This is a genomic window from Streptomyces sp. NPDC059861, assembly GCF_042731435.1.
Taxonomy (GTDB): domain Bacteria; phylum Actinomycetota; class Actinomycetes; order Streptomycetales; family Streptomycetaceae; genus Streptomyces.
The window spans coordinates 1-17,213 of sequence record NZ_JBHWJQ010000059.1 but is presented as its reverse complement, the minus strand read 5'-3'; the positions used below and the strand labels follow the sequence as shown (position 1 = coordinate 17,213).

At 71.3% G+C, this 17,213-nt stretch carries 20 protein-coding genes; 12 read left to right on the top strand and 8 right to left on the bottom strand.

The features are described 5' to 3' along the window. Positions 1-135 precede the first annotated feature (135 nt). The 5 genes from ACFV6X_RS33685 to ACFV6X_RS33665 all read left to right on the top strand — a co-directional run bounded on the left by ACFV6X_RS33685 (position 136) and on the right by ACFV6X_RS33665 (position 3,564). Entirely contained in the window at positions 136-648 is a 513-nt protein-coding gene (locus tag ACFV6X_RS33685) for a GNAT family N-acetyltransferase (protein WP_385390071.1), read from the top strand. 283 nt (positions 649-931) lie between these two features. Further along, on the top strand, positions 932-1,723 hold the full coding sequence (locus ACFV6X_RS33680) for a hypothetical protein (RefSeq protein ID WP_385390069.1): 792 nt from the start codon (positions 932-934) through the stop codon (positions 1,721-1,723). 178 nt (positions 1,724-1,901) lie between these two features. Next, positions 1,902-2,522, top strand: a complete 621-nt coding sequence (locus ACFV6X_RS33675) for a hypothetical protein (protein WP_385390068.1) — start codon at positions 1,902-1,904, stop codon at positions 2,520-2,522. Then, on the top strand, positions 2,519-2,995 hold the full coding sequence (locus ACFV6X_RS33670) for a hypothetical protein (RefSeq protein ID WP_385390066.1): 477 nt from the start codon (positions 2,519-2,521) through the stop codon (positions 2,993-2,995). Before ACFV6X_RS33675 ends, ACFV6X_RS33670 begins: the two co-directional genes overlap by 4 nt. Next, positions 2,992-3,564 carry a hypothetical protein gene (locus ACFV6X_RS33665; RefSeq protein ID WP_385390065.1) on the top strand — a complete coding sequence of 191 codons (573 nt, stop codon included), beginning with the start codon at positions 2,992-2,994 and terminating at the stop codon, positions 3,562-3,564. The genes ACFV6X_RS33670 and ACFV6X_RS33665 overlap by 4 nt, the downstream gene beginning before the upstream one ends. Before the next feature lie 59 nt (positions 3,565-3,623). Here ACFV6X_RS33665 and ACFV6X_RS33660 read toward each other — a convergent pair whose 3' ends face one another. Further along, positions 3,624-4,280, bottom strand: coding sequence for a TOPRIM nucleotidyl transferase/hydrolase domain-containing protein (locus ACFV6X_RS33660; protein ID WP_385390089.1), 657 nt, complete (start codon positions 4,278-4,280; stop codon positions 3,624-3,626). Positions 4,281-4,426: 146 nt separating this feature from the next. On the opposite strand from ACFV6X_RS33660, the gene ACFV6X_RS33655 reads away from it, so the two are divergent. Beyond that, on the top strand, positions 4,427-4,642 hold the full coding sequence (locus tag ACFV6X_RS33655) for a hypothetical protein (protein WP_365447405.1): 216 nt from the start codon (positions 4,427-4,429) through the stop codon (positions 4,640-4,642). Positions 4,643-4,687: 45 nt separating this feature from the next. Here ACFV6X_RS33655 and ACFV6X_RS33650 read toward each other — a convergent pair whose 3' ends face one another. From ACFV6X_RS33650 to ACFV6X_RS33635, 4 genes are all read right to left on the bottom strand, one after another. Then, entirely contained in the window at positions 4,688-5,839 is a 1,152-nt protein-coding gene (locus ACFV6X_RS33650) for a glutathione-independent formaldehyde dehydrogenase (RefSeq protein WP_385390064.1), read from the bottom strand. Between the two features lie 210 nt (positions 5,840-6,049). After that, positions 6,050-6,268: a hypothetical protein gene (locus ACFV6X_RS33645; RefSeq protein ID WP_385390063.1), complete on the bottom strand. Its 219-nt coding sequence runs from the start codon at positions 6,266-6,268 to the stop codon at positions 6,050-6,052. A gap of 62 nt (positions 6,269-6,330) precedes the next feature. Continuing rightward, positions 6,331-6,828: a winged helix-turn-helix transcriptional regulator gene (locus tag ACFV6X_RS33640; protein WP_385390062.1), complete on the bottom strand. Its 498-nt coding sequence runs from the start codon at positions 6,826-6,828 to the stop codon at positions 6,331-6,333. Positions 6,829-6,859: 31 nt separating this feature from the next. Then, entirely contained in the window at positions 6,860-7,861 is a 1,002-nt protein-coding gene (locus tag ACFV6X_RS33635; protein ID WP_385390060.1) for a LysR family transcriptional regulator, read from the bottom strand. 144 nt (positions 7,862-8,005) lie between these two features. Between ACFV6X_RS33635 and ACFV6X_RS33630 the strand changes: the two genes are divergently transcribed. Further along, complete coding sequence (locus tag ACFV6X_RS33630) at positions 8,006-8,935, top strand: DMT family transporter (RefSeq protein ID WP_385390059.1); 930 nt, start codon at positions 8,006-8,008, stop codon at positions 8,933-8,935. Between the two features lie 98 nt (positions 8,936-9,033). Here the strand turns inward: ACFV6X_RS33630 and ACFV6X_RS33625 are convergent, their stop codons facing one another. From ACFV6X_RS33625 to ACFV6X_RS33615, 3 genes are all read right to left on the bottom strand, one after another. Continuing rightward, complete coding sequence (locus ACFV6X_RS33625; RefSeq protein ID WP_385390057.1) at positions 9,034-9,165, bottom strand: hypothetical protein; 132 nt, start codon at positions 9,163-9,165, stop codon at positions 9,034-9,036. Between the two features lie 186 nt (positions 9,166-9,351). Continuing rightward, positions 9,352-9,699 (bottom strand): carboxymuconolactone decarboxylase family protein, encoded by a 348-nt coding sequence (locus ACFV6X_RS33620; RefSeq protein ID WP_385390056.1) that lies wholly within the window; start codon positions 9,697-9,699, stop codon positions 9,352-9,354. Between the two features lie 37 nt (positions 9,700-9,736). After that, on the bottom strand, positions 9,737-10,525 hold the full coding sequence (locus ACFV6X_RS33615) for an SDR family NAD(P)-dependent oxidoreductase (protein WP_385390054.1): 789 nt from the start codon (positions 10,523-10,525) through the stop codon (positions 9,737-9,739). A gap of 376 nt (positions 10,526-10,901) precedes the next feature. On the opposite strand from ACFV6X_RS33615, the gene ACFV6X_RS33610 reads away from it, so the two are divergent. The 5 genes from ACFV6X_RS33610 (at position 10,902) to ACFV6X_RS33590 (ending at position 17,014) form a co-directional block, all read left to right on the top strand. Continuing rightward, a complete protein-coding gene (locus tag ACFV6X_RS33610; protein ID WP_385390053.1) occupies positions 10,902-11,762 on the top strand; it encodes an enoyl-CoA hydratase/isomerase family protein in 861 nt (286 codons plus the stop codon). A 234-nt stretch (positions 11,763-11,996) separates the two neighbouring features. Then, on the top strand, positions 11,997-12,527 hold the full coding sequence (locus tag ACFV6X_RS33605) for a hypothetical protein (protein ID WP_385390052.1): 531 nt from the start codon (positions 11,997-11,999) through the stop codon (positions 12,525-12,527). 45 nt (positions 12,528-12,572) lie between these two features. Next, positions 12,573-15,671: a CHAT domain-containing protein gene (locus ACFV6X_RS33600; RefSeq protein ID WP_385390051.1), complete on the top strand. Its 3,099-nt coding sequence runs from the start codon at positions 12,573-12,575 to the stop codon at positions 15,669-15,671. A 64-nt stretch (positions 15,672-15,735) separates the two neighbouring features. Beyond that, positions 15,736-16,104, top strand: a complete 369-nt coding sequence (locus ACFV6X_RS33595) for a hypothetical protein (RefSeq protein ID WP_385390049.1) — start codon at positions 15,736-15,738, stop codon at positions 16,102-16,104. 4 nt (positions 16,105-16,108) lie between these two features. After that, positions 16,109-17,014 (top strand): hypothetical protein, encoded by a 906-nt coding sequence (locus tag ACFV6X_RS33590; RefSeq protein ID WP_385390047.1) that lies wholly within the window; start codon positions 16,109-16,111, stop codon positions 17,012-17,014. Positions 17,015-17,213: the final 199 nt, after the last annotated feature.

Sequence of the window (17,213 nt, the reverse complement as noted above, 5' to 3'; positions counted from 1 at the left end):
GGTGGGCATATTGGCCACCGGGTGCTGGGGGCGGTGTTAGGGTTGATGTGTTCGTGCTGATCAGGAGCTGACTCGCTGAGAGCGTGAGCTCGCGGGCACCCCCACGAACATCTCCTGAAACGGAACTTCACCGTCATGGGCAACACCTGGATCACACGCGCCGAAACCGTCGCCGACATCTCCGCCGTCCGGGAAATCAACCTCGCCGCCTTTCCCACCCCTGAGGAGGCGGACCTCGTTGACGCGCTGCGTGCCGACCCGGCCGCATGGATCGAGGGGCTCTCGCTGATCGCCGCGGACGAGGACGGCCGACCGGTGGGTCACGCCCTGCTGACCCGCTGCCACATCGACAGCACGCCGGCACTGTGCCTGGCTCCGTGCGCCGTACGCCCGAAGTGGCAGCGGACCGGTGCGGGCAGCGCGGCCGTACGCGCGGCCCTGGCTGCCGCGAGGTCACTGGGTGAGCACCATGTGGTCGTCCTGGGGCATCCGGCCTACTACCCGCGGTTCGGATTCACTCGTGCCTCCGGCCACGGCATCGGCCTGACCATCGACGTCCCTGACGAGGCCCTCATGGCACTCAGCCTCGACGCCGACCATCCCCTCCCGAGGGGCACGGTCCACTACGCCGCTCCGTTCGGCATCTGACCCGACCTGTGCCGCGTGGGGACTCCAAGCCACTCGGCACGCTACCCACCGGGCATATGAATCACAAAGCCATATGGGCGCATTAGTAGATCAATTGATTGGCTCCCTCCTTTTTTGATCGAATACGAATCTCGGCCCATTTCCGGCAGTTGATACTTTAAGCTTCCCAGTGTCACGCCAGGAAGCGCGCTGGGGGCGCGCGTCGCAGGGGGAGCTGGTTGTTGTGCGCCGTCGATGGTTCTTTGCGGCCCTGTTGGGCTGCGCCGCTCTTCTTCTTTCCTGGATGCCGACCACGACGCCGGCACACGCCGCGGATCCGACCGCGCCCTACGCCGAACTGGCGCCCGACTCGGGGGAATTGGTGCCCGGCGGACAGCCACTGAGTGTCAACGCGCTGTTCCACAACGCACTGGGCACCGACGTCACGGACAGCTTCATCGTCGCCGTGGGCGTCCGCCTCGCACCGCCGGCCACGCCGCTGACGGCCGACCAGGTCACGGTGGAGTGGTTCGACGCGACGGCGTCCGTGTGGCGGGCGGTGGAACTGACGCCTGGCGCCACCGCGCTCTCCGGTCACCTCAGCACGGAGGACGGACTGCCGTCCGTGGGGACCCTCCCGGCGGGCGAGACCCTGCGGATCGGACTGCGTATCTCGCTCGCTCGCGCGGTACCGACGTCGACCACCCTCCAGTTCGTCACCCAGGGCCTCGTCCAGCCCATCCCGCAGGTCGACCCGGTGCTCCTCATGGACGGCAAGGCGTCCTACTCGGTGGTGCCCGAAGCGACGGCCACGGCTTCGCCGAGCGCCACGGACACCAGCTCGGTCAGCGCCTCACCGAGCGAGTCGGCGACGCCCAGTGACGGTGCCTCCGCCTCGGCCTCCGTCTCCGCAGAGCCGTCCCCGTCCCCCACGTCCGTCGCCCCGGCCCCGTCGTCGCTGTCCGGTGGCAGCGGCGGAGGGGAACAGCTCGCGGAGAGCGGCACGCCCGGACTGGTCGTCGTCGCGGGTGCGGCGGTGCTCGTGTCCGCCGGTGCTGTGGCGCTCGTGGCGATCCGACGGCCGCGCAGGAACTGAGTCCGCTCGCGCGGGAACTGAGTCCGACGGCCGACGGCCGACGGGGCGTGAGGCGCGGGACGCCGTCGGTGCGCCTCATGTCCCCGTGCCCGTGAGGCCTGAGTGTTCTCGCGGCGTCGAGTCCGCACGGCTCCATGTCTCCATGTCTCTATGTCTTCACGCCCTACGGGAGGTACCCATGCAGCAGCGCACAGGCCAGGACGTCCTGCGTGACGTGGTCGGCAGCCTCGCACCGGCCGAGCTGGAGAAACTCGACGCGACGTGCCGGGCCTACGCCGCCAGGCCGTATCCGCCGCAACCTCTGCACCGGTCGGCGGGGGACCCTCTGGGCATCGGCATCGAGACAGCCGTACTGCTGCCGGTGCTGGTGGCGGTGGTCTCGCAGATACTCGCCGACCTCGCCTCCGGCCACATCCGGGCGGGCGGCACCCGGATCACCCGGTGGTGGCGCCGACGGCAGAACCGCGAGGCGGCCGAGGGCCGGCGCGCGGCACTGACCTCTCCCGTCCCGGAACTGTCCGACGTGACCAGGCAGGAACTGACGGACTGGGCCCTGGCCCAGGGCCGTGCCGCGGGCTTGTCGCCCGCCGAGGCCGACGAGTGCGCCCGGATAGTCGTCATGGCCGTGGTGGTCCGGTCGACCGCGCCGTCGCCGTCGCCGGGCGGTGCGTCGCCTGGCGCTGCGTCACCGGGCGGTGCCTCGCCGGGCGCTGCGGCGCCGGACATCCCCGACCATCGGGCAACCGTGCGCGACGACCCGGGACCCGCGCAGGCACCGGCGACCACACCACCGGCATGACCACCGCGCCGGACGCCGTCCGGGCCACCCAGGACCCCCGCGACGTGGCCCGCGCGCTCGTCTCCAGTCCGTTGCCCCTGCCGACCACCACGCGACTGCTGCTGCTGGGCCTGGTCGCCTGCGCCGGAGCCTCGTTCACCACGTGGTGGTGGCTTGTCCTGGGCCGCGGCAACTGGCCGGGCGCCCATGTCGGCTGCCTGCCCGCCGCGTCGGCCGCGCCCGACGCGGTGCTCGACCGCTTCACCGGCTGCGTGTACGACGTCCGGCTGGCCCAGTCGGCGGTGGTGCTGTGCGGGCCGCTCGCGCTGCTGGCCCTCGCCCTGCTGTGGCGGGCCGTCGGACGCCGGCGGGCTCGGGTGGATCTGGGGAGTCGGGTGGTACCGGTGGGGCCGACGGTTCCGGTGGCGGTTCTGCGGGGTCCGGTGGGTCCGGTGGGTCGGGACGGCCCGGGGGACCGGTGGGCAACCCCGTGACTCCCGCCCCCGCCGGGCCACCCGCCCCCGGCACTCTCTCCGCCGCCCTCCTGACGACGGCTCACCTGCCCTCCGGCTACGTCAGGACCGTGCTGGAGAACGATCCCCCCACCCGCTCGAACCGCCCCGAGTGCGTCAACATGCTCAACGCGCTGGAGTCCTACCGCAGCACCAGTCCGGGTGCGGTCGAGGCGCGGGCCACCTTCGCCCAGAGCAAGAGCGGACCGTTCCTTCAGGAGGTGCTGCGCTGGTTGCCGGGGCCGGGGGCGCGAGGGGAACTCCAGCAGGCGGCGAACGTGCTGTCCGGTTGCGGTGAGTTCGGCCTCGGCTGGAACGACGGCATGACCGGCACGGAGGCGGTGGTGGCGCACGGGCCGGCGGGGATCGGCGATGCGTCGTGGCACGCCACGGTCACCGTCACCGCGGAGACGTTCACGGTGCAGGAGACCCTGGTCCTGGTGGTCGTGGACAAGACACTGGTCGTCCTGAGCGAGGCGGGCAGTCCCGCGGCACCGTCCCGTTCCCGGACACTGGGCCTGGCACGCGCCGCGGCGGCACGGGTGCCCTGATCCGGCCAGCCGACAGAGGCTCGGGCACGGTGGTGGCGGCCGGTGGCGTGGGAGCCGCGTCAGACGTGCGTGAGGAGGCGTTCCAGCGGCCGGGGAACGCGTTCGAGGTCCAGGTGTGCGACCAGCGCCTGCGCGTAGAGCGCCTTACGACCGCTGTGCGTGCCCATGAAGCGGCGCAGCTGGTGCTCCACGGGCCGGCCTCGTTGGGCCGGTTGGCCCTGGAAGGTGCGGAAAGGACGCGTCTCGCCCTGGTCCTCGATCACCTGTTGTACGCATGCGGGCCCCAGGGCGCGGATCAGCTCGTCCTCCAGGTCGGCGACGCACACGTGGAACCCGAGTGTCTCCAGCTCGGCCCGGCTGAGACCGGACCCGAGCCCGACCCGCTCAAGGTGACGCCGGAAGTGCCGCTCCTCGCCGATGTCGCAGAGACCGGCCAGCGGGAGGCCGAGCCCCGGAGGGCCGCACACGTCGAGGAAACGGCCGATGTTCGTCGCTCCTCCGAGCGGCACCACCGTGACGCCCTCCGCACCGAGGTCGCGGCCGTGGCGCGTGGCCAGCGCTTCGAGCGCGACCTGATCACTGCTCCCCTCGACGAGCACGATCACTCGCACACCGTCCCCGGCCAGCTCCCGTGCCACCTCGGCGGCCGCACCGGCCCCCGCTCCGCCGGCGGCCCACGCGACCAGCGCGCGGCGGAATCGCCTCAACTCGTCCACGCGACCTCGCATTCCCCCCACCATCCTGGCACGGCCGAGATCCCGTACGCACGGGTGTTTTCCGGGGTCCAGGACCCGCACCGGCGTCCGGGAGGCGGGTCGGTGCCCCGAATGCGTGGGTTGCGCGCAGACCGCATGCTGTTGCCATGGCTCTCGCACCGCCCGTGGTGATCTACCCGCCCGCCGACGACGGAGGCCGGCGGGTGCGCGTCGAGCGCCACTTCGTGGGGATGGCGTACGGGGTGCTGGACATCGTCGAGTTCCTGCGCCTCGCGGGTCTGGACGACGTCGACGACGACTGGGTACGGCAGTCCGAGCTTGTCGAGTGGCGCGGTGGCGGCCCCGACGCATGGGAGGGCTGAGCACAGGTGGGCCCGGGCACTGGTGTGTGCCCGGGCCTGGGTGGCTCACGCCGCGAGGGCGTGACCTGGGTGCAGGACCACCTTGGTGTAGCCCTCGATGCGCTTGTCGAACTTCTCGTACGCCTGCGGAGCATCCTCCAGCGGCAATTCGTGCGAGACCACGAAGCTGGGCTTGGCGCGCCCGGCGATGATCAGATCACGTAGCTGGCGGTTGTACCGCTTGACGTTGCACTGACCGGTGCCCATCTTCTGGCCCTTCTCGAACATCCTGCCGATCGAGACCAGGAGCTGGCCGTGCTTCGCGTGCTCGTCGGGCCCACCCGGGTCGGAGGGCACGTACAGACCCGGAATGCCGAGCCTGCCGGTCGCCCGTACCGTCTCCACCAGCGCGTTGAGGACGATGGCCGGTTCCTCGTGGCTGGTGTCGTGCGCCTGGGCCTGGTATCCGACGGCGTCCACGCCCTTGTCGGTTCCCTCTCCGTTCGTCTGTTCCTTGATCTGCTGGGCCGGGTCGCCCTTGGTGAAGTCGATCGGGATGGCCCCGATCTCCTCGGCCTTGGCGAGTCGCTCGGGTACCCGGTCCACCGAGAACACCTTCGAGGCACCGCGCAGCAGTGCCGAGTAGGCGGCCATGAGACCCACCGGTCCGGCGCCGTAGACGGCCACGCTCTCTCCAGGTATGACCTGGGCGAGTTCGCACCCGTGGTAGCCGGTCGGGAAGATGTCGGCGAGCAGGATGAAGTCCGTCTCGAACTGCTCGCCCGGCGGCAGCTTCAGGCAGTTGAAGTCGGCGAACGGCACCCGGAGATGCTCCGCCTGTCCGCCCTTGTACGGGCCCATGGCCACGTAGCCGTAGGCACCGCCGGCGAAGCCCGGGTTGACCGTCAGGCAGAAGCCTGTTTCGCCGGCCAGGCAGTTCTTGCAGAATCCGCACGCGACGTTGAAGGGCATCACGACACGGTCGCCCACGGCCAGGGAGGACACGCCGTCCCCGACCTCCTCGATGACGCCGAGGTTCTCGTGTCCGAAGACGATGCCCGGCTCGGCCGCGGTGCGGCCCTCGTACATGTGCAGGTCGGAGCCGCAGATCGCGGACGACGTGACACGTACGAGCACGTCGTTCGGGTGCTGGATCCGCGGATCGTCGACGTCCTTCACCGTGACGCTGAAGGGCCTCTCGTAGACAACGGCTTTCACCTGTGTCACCTCCTGTGGAGCGACGGAGGCGGACTCGAGGACGGACCGCTGCACGGGCCGCACACGAAGGCGCGGCTTTCGGATGGGCCGTGATCGAGGGCTCGCCTCACCGCCGGTACTTCCAGGGAACGCCCCTGGATGAGGGGTTGCAACCCGCCCGGGCAGTCATCGGCGTGCGGCGTGCGAGGGCGGTGCCGATGCCATGGGCGCTCAGGCCGTCGAGGTTGTCCTCGGGGCGGGAGAAGCTGCCCCGGGCGGTGTCTCCGCCGCGCGGCAGGCGGGGCAGATGATCTGTGCGTCGCGTCCGTAGCGGTGGGTGAGTCCTTGGCAGCGGGGGCAGTATCCGACCTCGTCGGGGGCACAGCCCAGCAGGCGCGCGGCGGCCGTCCGGTCCGTCGTGGGGTCGATGCGCTGGGACAACTCGTCCATACGTCCGAATGTACGTCCAGCGGCATCGGCGCGTACTGATGCCCGGCGCCTGGGCCTGCTCCCTACGCCTTGCGGTGACGAGGTGTGTCGATCGGTACCGCACTCTCGATGGGGTCCGCCGCACGTGCCTGGACCACGAGCAGGTCCTCGGGGGTCAGCTCCCTGCCGTCCTCGGCGACGACGGACAGAAGGCGGGGCGGCTGCCCTGTCCGGGCGTCGACGACCTGGGTCATCGGCTCGTCGTCCTCGAAGAGGTACTTCTGCCCCCACTGCCGCAGTGCCGAGAGGACGGTGTGGAAATCCCGGCCCTTCTCGGTGAGGACGTACTGGTGGGAGTTGCCGAGTTCCGACTCGTGGATCTCGAGGATGCCCACGGCCACGAGCTTCTGCAGCCGGGCGGAAAGGATGTTGGAGGCGACGCCGATCCGCTTGCTGAAGTCCGTGAAACGTGTGACGCCGTGCATGGCGTCCCGCAGAATCTGGAGCGTCCAGGTGTCGCCGACCTCGGAGAGGGAGCGGTCGATCGGACACGCTGAATTGACCAGCTCTCGACGCTTCACCGGTACCTCCGCACCCAAATTACTTGCAATTCTAAAGCATGGGTCGGACGGGCGATCGGGCCTCGAAGTCGGCCCGGGCGCCGCTTCCGGCGGGAGACTCCCGCTCGATCTCTGCTCCGGCCGCCTCCTGCAGCAGCTCGCCGAGCCGGCGGATGTCGGGCCGCCGCGACGTGCCGGTGCGGCTGACGGCGTAGACGGTGCGGGTCACGGGCTGCAGGAGGGGGTGGAGACTGATCGGCCCCGACGTCCTGTCCGGGAGGGTCATGCGGGGCAGAAGCGCCGCCCCCGCCCCTGCGGCCACCAGCGCCGCCAGCACCGAGAAGTCACTGCTGCGGGAACGGACGGCCGGCACGAACCCTGCGGCACCACAGGCGCGTTGGATCATCTCGTAGCAGGACGTCCCCGGTCCCGGGGTGAGCCAGGGGCTGTCGGACAGGCGCGCCAGGTCCACGGTGTCTCCCGGCCCGATGCCCAGGTGTGTGGCGCGGTCGGGGTGGAGTGCGAGCAGGACGGGTTCCTCCAGGAGCTTGGTCCCCTCGCAGCCGGGCGGGAAGTCCCGAGGCAGCACCGTGTACCCGTGGACGACTGCCACGTCGACGTCCCGCCGGCGCAGGGACTCCAGCGCGGCGTCGGGCTCCTGCTCGACAAGCTCCAGCTCCAGTGAGATGTCGGCCTCAGGGGCCGGGTCGAGGATGCGCTGCCAGATCGGAGCGACCAGGTTGCGTGCGGCGGAGGCGAAGGCCGCGACGCGGACCATGCCGTGGCCGCCACCGCGGATGGCCTCCAGCGCCGACTCGGCGGCGGCCAGGTCGCTCAGCACGATCTCGGCGTGGGACACCAGCAGCTCACCGACAGGGGTCAGGCGCAGGGTGCGGCCCTGCTTCTCGACGACGGGCATGCCCACTTCCCGCTCCAGCGCCGCGAGTTGCTGGGAAATGGCGGGAGCGGTCAGGTACAGCGCCTGCGCCGCGGCCGCCACCGTGCCATGGGTGGCCAGGTACTGCAGGACGCGGAGTCTTCTGACGTCGAGCATGAAGCCCTCCTTACGCATCGCGCCTGAAACATCAAGCATAGCCACGCGTGCGCGCCTGCGGGAGAGAACAGTGCAGCCTCTCTTTCTAATCTCTCAAGAATACCTAACTGGACCTTTTGGTTTTCCGGGCTCATCGTGAAGGACATGAACGCGTACTCCCGTCCCCGCAGCTTCCTGGCCCTGGCAGGTGTCGTCGTGCTCTGGGCGTCGGCGTTCCCGGCCATCCGCGTCGGGGTCGACGACCTCGGCGTCGCGGCGCTGTCCTTCCTGCGCCTGGCCATCGCGGCCGTCGTGCTGGCGGCGTTCGCGCCCTTCCTCGGGGTTCGGCGTCCGCGGCGCCGGGACCTGCCGCTGATCGTGCTCGCCGGCGCGACCGGTATGACCGCCTACCAGGTCCTGCTCAACTGGGGCGAGGTCCATGTCTCCGCGGGCACCGCGAGCATGCTGATCGCCGTCGCTCCCGTGTTCAGCGTTCTGCTCGGCAGGTCGTTCCTGTCGGAGCCTGTGACGCGTTCCGTGCTCATCGGCAGTGGCGTTGCCCTGGGCGGTTCCGTGACGGTCGCCCTCGGAGGCGGCTCCGCGGGGTTCTCCGCAGGTGCGCTGGTGGTTCTTGCCGCGGCTGTCGTGCAGGGGGTGTACCACGTTGTCTCCAAGCCCCTCCTGCGCCACTACAGCGGCATGGAGGTCGCGACCTACGCGATGGTGGCGGGGACCGTCCTCGCGCTGCCGCTGCTTCCGGCGACAGTGCATGCCGTGGCGGCGGCCTCTTCCGAGGCGCTGGCGTCGGCGGCGTATCTGGGACTCCTGCCGTCCGCCGTGGGGTTCGTCCTCTGGGGTTACGCCGTCGCCCGGCTGCCGCTGGCGGTGTCCACGGCCGCCCTCTATCTGGTTCCGCCGGTCGCGCTCGTCGTCTCGTTCGTGTGGCTGTCCGAGATCCCCCACCTCGTCGAGGTGCTGGGCGGCGTCGTCATCGTCGGCGGTGTGGTGCTGATCAACCGCCGCTCCCGCAAGGGCAGCACGTCGATCGACAGGCGGCCCGAGGTCGTTTCTCCGGTGGAGTCACCTACGCGGTGAAGGGCGGCGGGTCCGTTCATGAGTCCCGTCCGGTTGTCACGGTGTGAAGCCCTTGGGTCGCGGGCCCAAGGGCTTCTGTCACGCTGTCGGCGCCTGGATCAGGCGAGCTCGGTGACGACCTCGACCGGGTGGGCGAGGGTGTCCCGGATCGCCGAGCGGCGCTGGACGAGGGAGATGCGTTCCTCCAGCTGTGCGCGACCGGCGTCCGGGGCGCTCAGGTCGACGCGCACACGGGCGTGGGCGCGGTGTCGGTGCCCAGCGCCGAGACGGGCTCGTCGCTGCTCATCCCGAACCTCGCCACGCGCGATTCGTCGTGCTCGCCGCCCTCGGTGAGGGCACCCGTGCGCGTGGTGATCCGAAAGCCGCCCTGCCACGGACCGCCGACCGAGAAGGTGGCCCGCCCGAGCGCTTCAAGCTCACTGTGTGTCGCTCTTCTGGGCCTGGTCGAAGAACTTCATGGCCATGAAGCCGTGCGCGTAGCTGCCCCCGGCGCGCAGTGCCGCCGCGGTCATGACGGTCTCCGCCAGTTCCTGCTGGGTCGCGCCCGCGGCGTGCGCGGCGTTGGTGTGCGCCTCGATGCAGTACGCGCACTGGGTGGTCAGCGCCACTGCCACGGCGGTGAGTTCGGCGTACTTGGGCGGGATGACGTTGTTGCTGCCCCGCAGGACCTGGTGGTCGAACGCCATGAACGCCTTGAAGGCCTCGGTGGCGCCGGCGCGGAGGTGCTTGGCGTACTGGTGATCGGTGTGCTCGTGGTAGGACACGACGCGCTCCTGTGTTCGGGGTGGGGGTGCCGGCCGGTCAGTAGTTGTTGCGTCCGGCGCGGACGCCGCCGTCGACGTCCCAGGTGGCGCCAGTGATCCAGTCGGCCTGCCCGGAGAGGAGGAAGGCGACGGTGGGTGCGACGTCGTCGGGGGTTCCGACACGTCCGAGGGGGTGGAAGGGGTTGAACGCGTCGAGCGCGGAGTCGATCTCGTCCTTCGGGATGAAGGCCTCGTAGATGGGGGTGCGGACCACGGCGGGTGCCACGGTGTTGACGCGGATGCCGTACTGGGCGAGCTCCATCGCCAGGTGCTGGGTGAGGGAGTGCAGTCCGGCCTTGGCGACGGAGTACGCCGAGGACGGGGTGGCGGCCATCGCCTGGTGCGCGAGCATGCCCCCGATGTTGACGACGGCTCCCCGGTTGCCGCGCGCGATCATGTTGCCGGTGACGGTCTGCGTGATGAAGTAGAAGGCGCGGGTAATGGCCTGGTAGCGGTCGTAGTCCTCGTGGGTGTGCTCCAGGAAGGTCTTCGGCTCGAAGATGCCCGCGGCGTTCACGAGGAGAGTGGCGTCGCCGTGCTGCTCGGTGAGGGTGCCACGCAGACGGTCCACGGCGGCGCTGTCGAAGAGGTCGGCCGCCAGCCCGGTGACGTCTCCGAAGCCCGACAGCTCCGCCACCGCCTCGGCGGCGCTGGCCTCCGACCGGCCGGTGACGACGGCGCTGCCGCCGTCCTGCAGGACGCGGCGGGCGACCGCCAGCCCCATACCGCTGGTGCCGCCGACGACGATGACCTTCTGGCCGGTGAAGTCAAGGGTGTTGCTGGTCATGAGTGTGCTCCTTGCTGGGTGCAACGGGGGAACCGGGAGGGGGTGGCCGTTCAACCGCTGCCTAAGGCCGATGCGGTGGGCCGGTCGCGGGAGTGCTTTCGACCGTAGGGCGATGTGCATCGTTCCGGTAGAGGATCATTGGTGATGCGGATATAACGGCCGGCTATGGCAGGGCTGTGTACCTACCCGGGCGAGGCCGCTGGCTGTCCGGATCGCGACGAGGCCGTATGGGGGTGCGACACGCCACTCGGGGCCGAACTGGAGGAGTTTGTCGCGGCGCTCACCGACGCTTGACGGGCGCCCCGGCCGACGACGGTGTTGCTTGCAAATTGCAAGTGGCGATGGCAGGGTCGACAGTGCTGCTTGCAATTCGCAAGTGACTTTCCCTGATGGCGAGGAGCTGGCCACCATGTCCCGGAGTTACCGGACGATCCAGACGGAGCTGCGCCACGGGGTCCTGTGGGCCACGATCGACAACCCTCCGATCAACCTCATCGACGAGCCCTTCGTCACCGACCTGATCGCGCTGCTCGACGAGACGGACACCGACGGCGACGTGCGGGTCGTCGTCTTCCGAAGCGCCGATGCCGACTTCTTCCTCCCGCACGTCGACGTGCAGCGGATCGCCGAGTACACGGCCGCAGCGGCCACCTCCGGCGGCCCGGACGACATCAGTCTGGGCGCGCTGTACCGGCGGCTCAGCGAGGCCCGGCCCATCACGATCGCGGTCGTCGAGGGCCGGGCGCGCGGCGCGGGTGCGGAATTCCTCCACGCCTGCGACATGCGCTTCGCGTCCCTGGAGCGTGCCGTGATCGGCCAGCCCGAAGTGGGTCTGGGCACCTTCCCCGGCGCGGGATCGGTCCAGCACCTCGTGCGGCTCGTCGGCCGTGGCCGGGCCATGCAGGTGATTCTGGGCGCCGAGGACCTCGACGGACGAGAGGCCGAGCGCATCGGCGTCGTCAACAAGACCTTGCCCGACGAGCAGTTGATCGCCTACGTCGAGCGGCTGGCGGCGCGCATCGCCGGGTTCCCGGAGGCGGCCGTGCGGCTCGTCAAGCGCCGGATCAACGCGGCCGGACTTCCGCCGAAGGAGGACGTCCACGTCGACGCGGGCTTCTTCCAGATCCTGGCGCGTGATCCGGCCAGCACCGCCCGCATGGGCGCCCTCATGGAGCGCGGACTCCAGGAACGCTCCCGCACCGAGCTCGAACTCGGCGCCGCGGTCGGAGAGCTCTGAGCCCGATGCCCGGCACCGGCCCCATACGACGACTGTCACGTCCCGTCGGCTTCTGGATCCTCGGCAGCACCCTGCTCGCCTTCCTGGCCGCGGCAGCCGCGCCGTCCCCGCTCCACGTCGTCCACCAGGACCACTGGGGCTTCTCGCCGACCGTGCCCACCCTCGTCTTCGCGCTCTACGGCGTGGCGCTGCTGGTCGCGCTGCTGACCGTCGGCGGGCGTCGGCAGGCGGCCCGTGCTCGCCGCCGCGCTGGTCGTCGAGGCGGCGGCCATGGTCGTCTTCCTCGCCGCCGACGGAGTCGAGGCGCTCCTGCCGGCCCGCATCCTGCAGGGGCTGGCGACCGGTGCCGCGGCGGGCGCCGTCAGCGCCGGGCTCATGGACCTGCAGCCCTCACCCATCTCGCCCCTCGGCTCCCTGGTCAACGCCGTCGCGCCGGCCGCCGGACTGGCCGCCGGGGCCGTCGGCAGCGGTCTGCTGGTGCAGTACGCCCCGGCCCCCACCGCACTGGTCTTCGTACTGCTCACCGTCCTCTTCGTGCCGCTGGCCGCCATCGTGCCCCTGCTGCTTGACCCCGTCCCGCCCCGGCCGGGAGCCTGGTCACCACTGCGGCCCCGGGTGGCCGTACCGGCCCAGGCCCGTGGTGCCTTCCTGGCGGCCACGCCCTGCCTCGTCGCCGTCTGGGCCATGGGCGGGACGTCGCCCCGGCCTGCGAACGATGACGACCGGCCTTTTCCTGCTTTGCCCCGGCACGGCCTCGCCCCCTGACGTACCGTGGCGCCACCGCAGGGGCGATCAGGGGAGCGGGGGTCGATGAGCCTGTTGAGCGCGGAACTTCGCGACGGCATCCGGAGGGCGATGGCCGCACCGGACCAGGCGGCGCCGTTCCTCTTCGAAGCACCGGCGAACGTGTTGTCGCGCCGCACACACGGCAACCTGGCCGGACTCCTCCACGATGTCCGCGAGAAGCTGACCCCCCGACAGACGGGCGGCACGGGCGGTTCGGCGGACCCCGACGCCGACACCGATGTGCTCGACGTCGTGTACCTCGTCGCGTGCTACCACTTCGCGCGGTATCGGCACGTGCCCGAGGAGGAGAAGGAATGGAACGGGCACGCGTGTGTCTTCCTGTTCGGGATCGTGCACGCGCTGCGCCCCGAGATCGTTCCGCAACCGCTGCGCGGCCACTTCGCCGAACATCCGCCGCGGGTCGTGCCGCCGTACGAGATCGCGCACGCCGTGGGCAACGCGCTGCTGCTCGCGAGTGCGCGGGCCAAGGACCGGGACGGGGTGGTCCTGGCCGCGGCGCTGCTGCTGTGGGCACACAGCGAGGCGCAGGGACGCGAGTCGGAACCGCAGATCACCTTCAACGCCGGTACGGCCCTTGCGGAGATGTCCGAGCTGAAGGCTGCCGACGGCGATGCGCGGCGGACCAGGGAGGCCGGACTGCAGTTGATGCGTGAGGCGATCGCCGCGCTCCCGGCCGGTGATCCGGCGCGTGAGCGGATGCTGGAGTTCCTCATGCGGACGCAGGCCAAGTCCCCGCCCGCCCCCTTGGCCGACGGCAGTGTGGCGGCCGAGTGGAGCCGCTACATGCGGCACGGGGGGCTGCACCGGCTGGACAAGATCGTCGACCGACTGAGGTCGGCCGTCGCGGCACCCACGACCGGGGAGCCGGAACGCACTCATCGCCGCATCGAACTCGGCCAGGCCCTGAGGATGCGCTTCGAGATGGAGGGCGAACTCGCCGACCTCGACGGTTCGGTCGCCGAGCTGACCCGTGCCCTGGCCGGCCCCCTCGACGACGACCAGCGGGCATCGGCCCACTCCTTCCTGGGCCTGTCCCATCTCGACCGTTACGTCTCGTCGGGAGACATCGCCCACCTGGAGGCGGCCACCGAGGCCGTCCGCCATCCGACCACCCTCCGGACGGACGCGTCGCCCGCCCATGCCCAGCGGCTCACCAACCTGGCCGCCGTCCTCACCACACGGTTCGACGTCCACGGCGACATCACCGAACTGGACGAGGCGGTGCACCACCTCCGGTACGCCGTCTCGGCCACACCACCCACCCAGCACGACCACCCCGTGATGCTGATCAAGCTGGCGGTCGCGCTCCGCAAGCGCGGCGTGCACGCGGGTCGGGACGCGGACCTCGACGAGGCCGAGTCCCTCCTGAGACGCGTGGCGGGTGAACCCTCGGACACCGGGCCCAACCAGCAACTGGCCCGTTGGGAACTGGGGAGGCTGCTGCGGACGCGTGGCCTGAGCCGGCTCGCCGTGGCCGATCTGGCCGGGGCCGTCACGCAGTACCGCACCACCGCGCTCGCCCCCACCCAGGACGTACGCACCCGGCTGGCGTGCGCCGCGCAGTGGGGCATGACCTGTATGACGCTCGGGGACGGGGAGCAGGCCCGTGCCGCGTTCGGCGTGGCGCTCACCGACCTGCTTCCCAAACTGACCGGACGCTCGCTGGGCCGGGCCTCGCAGGAGGTACGGCTGCGCGAGGTGTCCTCGCTGGCCACCACCGCCGCGGCCGTGGAGATCGCCGGCGGCCGGCCTCGTGAGGCGCTGATGCGTCTGGAACAGGGCCGTGGAGTCCTGCTGGCGCAGGGACTGCGGTTACGGAGGCGGCACGGTGAGCTGATCGCCGCCTCCGCGGAACTCGCCGAACGCTACGAGCGGGTCTGCGCCGAACTGGTCCTGCCGCGGCACACCCCGGAGCAGCGGAAGGCCTCGGCCGCGGAGTTCGACGCGCTCGTCGCGGAGATACGCGCCCTTCCCGGGTTCGCCCACTTCCACCGGCCGCCGGACTGGGCGCGGCTGAGCGAGGCCGCGGCACACGGGCCCGTCGCCGTCATCAACGTCTCCCCTCTGACCTGCGACGCCCTGTTGCTGCGCCGCGCGGAGGGCCGGACGGTCGTCGAGGTGGTGCCCCTGCCCGGCGTCACGAGCGAGGAGATCGACCGCCGGGCCGGCGCCTTCCACACGGCCGTGACCGGGCTGGTGACGCCGGGCACCACCGGGGGCGAGAGGTACACGCACGACCGGGAGATGAAGCGGACCCTGCGGTGGCTGGGCGAGCGGATCGTGGGGCCGGTCCTCGGCCGGCTGGGCCTGGACCGTCGGCCGGGCCCGGGGGAGGCCGCGCCCCGGCTCTGGTGGTGCCCCACCGGCGTACTGTCCCTGCTGCCGCTGCACGCCGCGCTGCTGGAAGGTGACGGACGGCCCGGTTCCGAGTACGCCCAGGACCGCGTGGTCTCGTCGTACGTCCCCACGCTCGGCTCGCTGCTGCACGCCCGTGACACGGCCGCTCCCGAGGCCGGCGGGAGATCGCTGGTCGCGGTCGCCGTGGACGCCGGCGACCTCCCACCGCGGCTGACGGCCCTCGACGACGAACTGGCCGCGACACAGCGGCTGTCCGCCGTCAGGTCCGAACTCCGGGGCACCGACGCCACTCCGGAGGCGGTGCTGGCCGCGCTGCGGACGCACACCCACGCCCACCTCGCCTGCCACGGCGTAGGGAACCCGGACGCCCCGTCGCAGAGCAGACTGCGCCTGCACGGTGGAGACCTGACGTTGCGTGAGCTCGCCGCGGAGCGGCTGCGGGGTGCCGAGTTCGCGTACCTGTCCGCCTGCCACAGCGCCGCCCCGGGCAAGGAACTGGCAGACGAGGCCATTTCGATGGCGTCGGCCTTCCAGCTCTGCGGCTACCGGCACGTGATCGGGAGCCTGTGGACCGTGGAGGACGGCATGGGTCCGCTCCTCGCCCGGGAGGTGTACCGGGCACTCGCCGCACCCGGCGGCCCCGGCCCGGCACACGCCCTGCACCGGGCGGTCGGACGGCTGCGCCGACACGACCGGTATCGCGAACCGCTGTTCTGGGCATCGGTCGTGCACACCGGTCCCTAGTGGCCGAAGACCGTCGCCCGCCCGCACACCGTCACACGAACCCAGGAGAACTCAGGAGAGGCCGATGAACGACGACCGCGGGATGCGCGCCGACTTCTGCACGGCGCTGCCCTGGCTGCGGGAGGACATGGCCGCGGAAGGAACGCTCGCCGGACTCCACGACGCCATCCGCGCCGTTCTGGCGGAGACACCCGTACGGCAGGCGGTCGCGGGGCTGAACATACCGCCGCATGTGTTCGACGACGCGAGACCGGTGCGTGGGGACGAACCGGGGAACATGACCTTCGGCACGAAACCGCGTCCCGCGGGGGAGTCGTACCGCTGCCCCGACGGGTGGTGCAGCCTCGACGTGGTCCGGACGCCGGGCGGCGAACTCCCCGCCGGGGGACGCTGTTGGCTGCGTGACCGGCCGCTGCGCGTCGTGGAGGCGTGAGCCGGTGCCCCCGGTCCTCGACGGCCTCAGCCAGAAGCTGGCCGAGAAGTGGCTGTCCGAACTGGCGGTTCCCGGCCTGCTCTTCGTCGCGGCGGCGGCCACCGGCGTGGTGCTCGGCCACGGTTCCGCGCTCGACCGGTCCGCTCTGTTCGAGCGGTTCGGGTACTGGGCGACGCAGGCGGGGCAGTTGCCCACGCTCGGTCAGATCGGCGTCGTGGCGGCGATCGTCCTCGCCTCGGTGGCGGCGGGCGCCTTCGTGCGGGCATGCGCCGACGGCGTCGAGCGGATCTGGACGGGGGAGTGGCCGGCGGTCGCACGGCCGCTGGCCGACCGGCTGACCACCCGGCGCCTCAGGCACTGGGAGGAGATCGAGGCGGAGATCACGCGGCTGCGCGCAGCGAACCCCGCACACCGGCGCGGTGAGGGACTTCGGCGGGACCTCGAAGAGCGCGCCGCCCACCGCGACGCCATCGCCCTCGCCCCGCCCGCCAGGCCCACCTTCACCGGCGACCGTATGGCGGCTGCCGAGACCCGGCTGCGCCACCAGTACGGCATAGACCTCGCCGCCTGCTGGACACGCCTGTGGGTGGTCCTGCCGGAGGACGTCAGGACGGAGCTGCGTACCTCGCGGGCGCGCTTCGACACCGGGGTGACCGGCTCGGTATGGGCCGGCTGCTACGCCGCACTGGGCTGCCTCTGGTGGCCCGCGGCCGTGGCCGCCGTCGTCACCGGGCTCGTGGCGTGGCGTCGAGGCCGGGGCGCCGTGACGGTCCACGCCGAACTGGTGGAGTCCACCGTCGACGTCTACCTCAAGAGGCTGGTGGAGGAACTCGGCGTCGACGCCTCCGGCGAGCCGCCCGATCCCCGGGTGGGCGCCGCGCTGAACCGGGTGGCCCGTAAGGCGGGCTGAGGACGGGCCGCCAAGAGGCCCTTCATGGAGGGCGCACGGCAGTGGCGATCTCCTTCCCGGGGGCCCACCCGGCCCCTCCGCTCCGGCCGCCGAAGGGAGGTGCCCTAGGTGTATTGCCCTGTGAGGTTGGGGACGCGGCTGGCGGGTGGTTGGCCCTTCAGCGCGGTGTGTCCGCGGTGGTGATTGTAGGTGTGCAGCC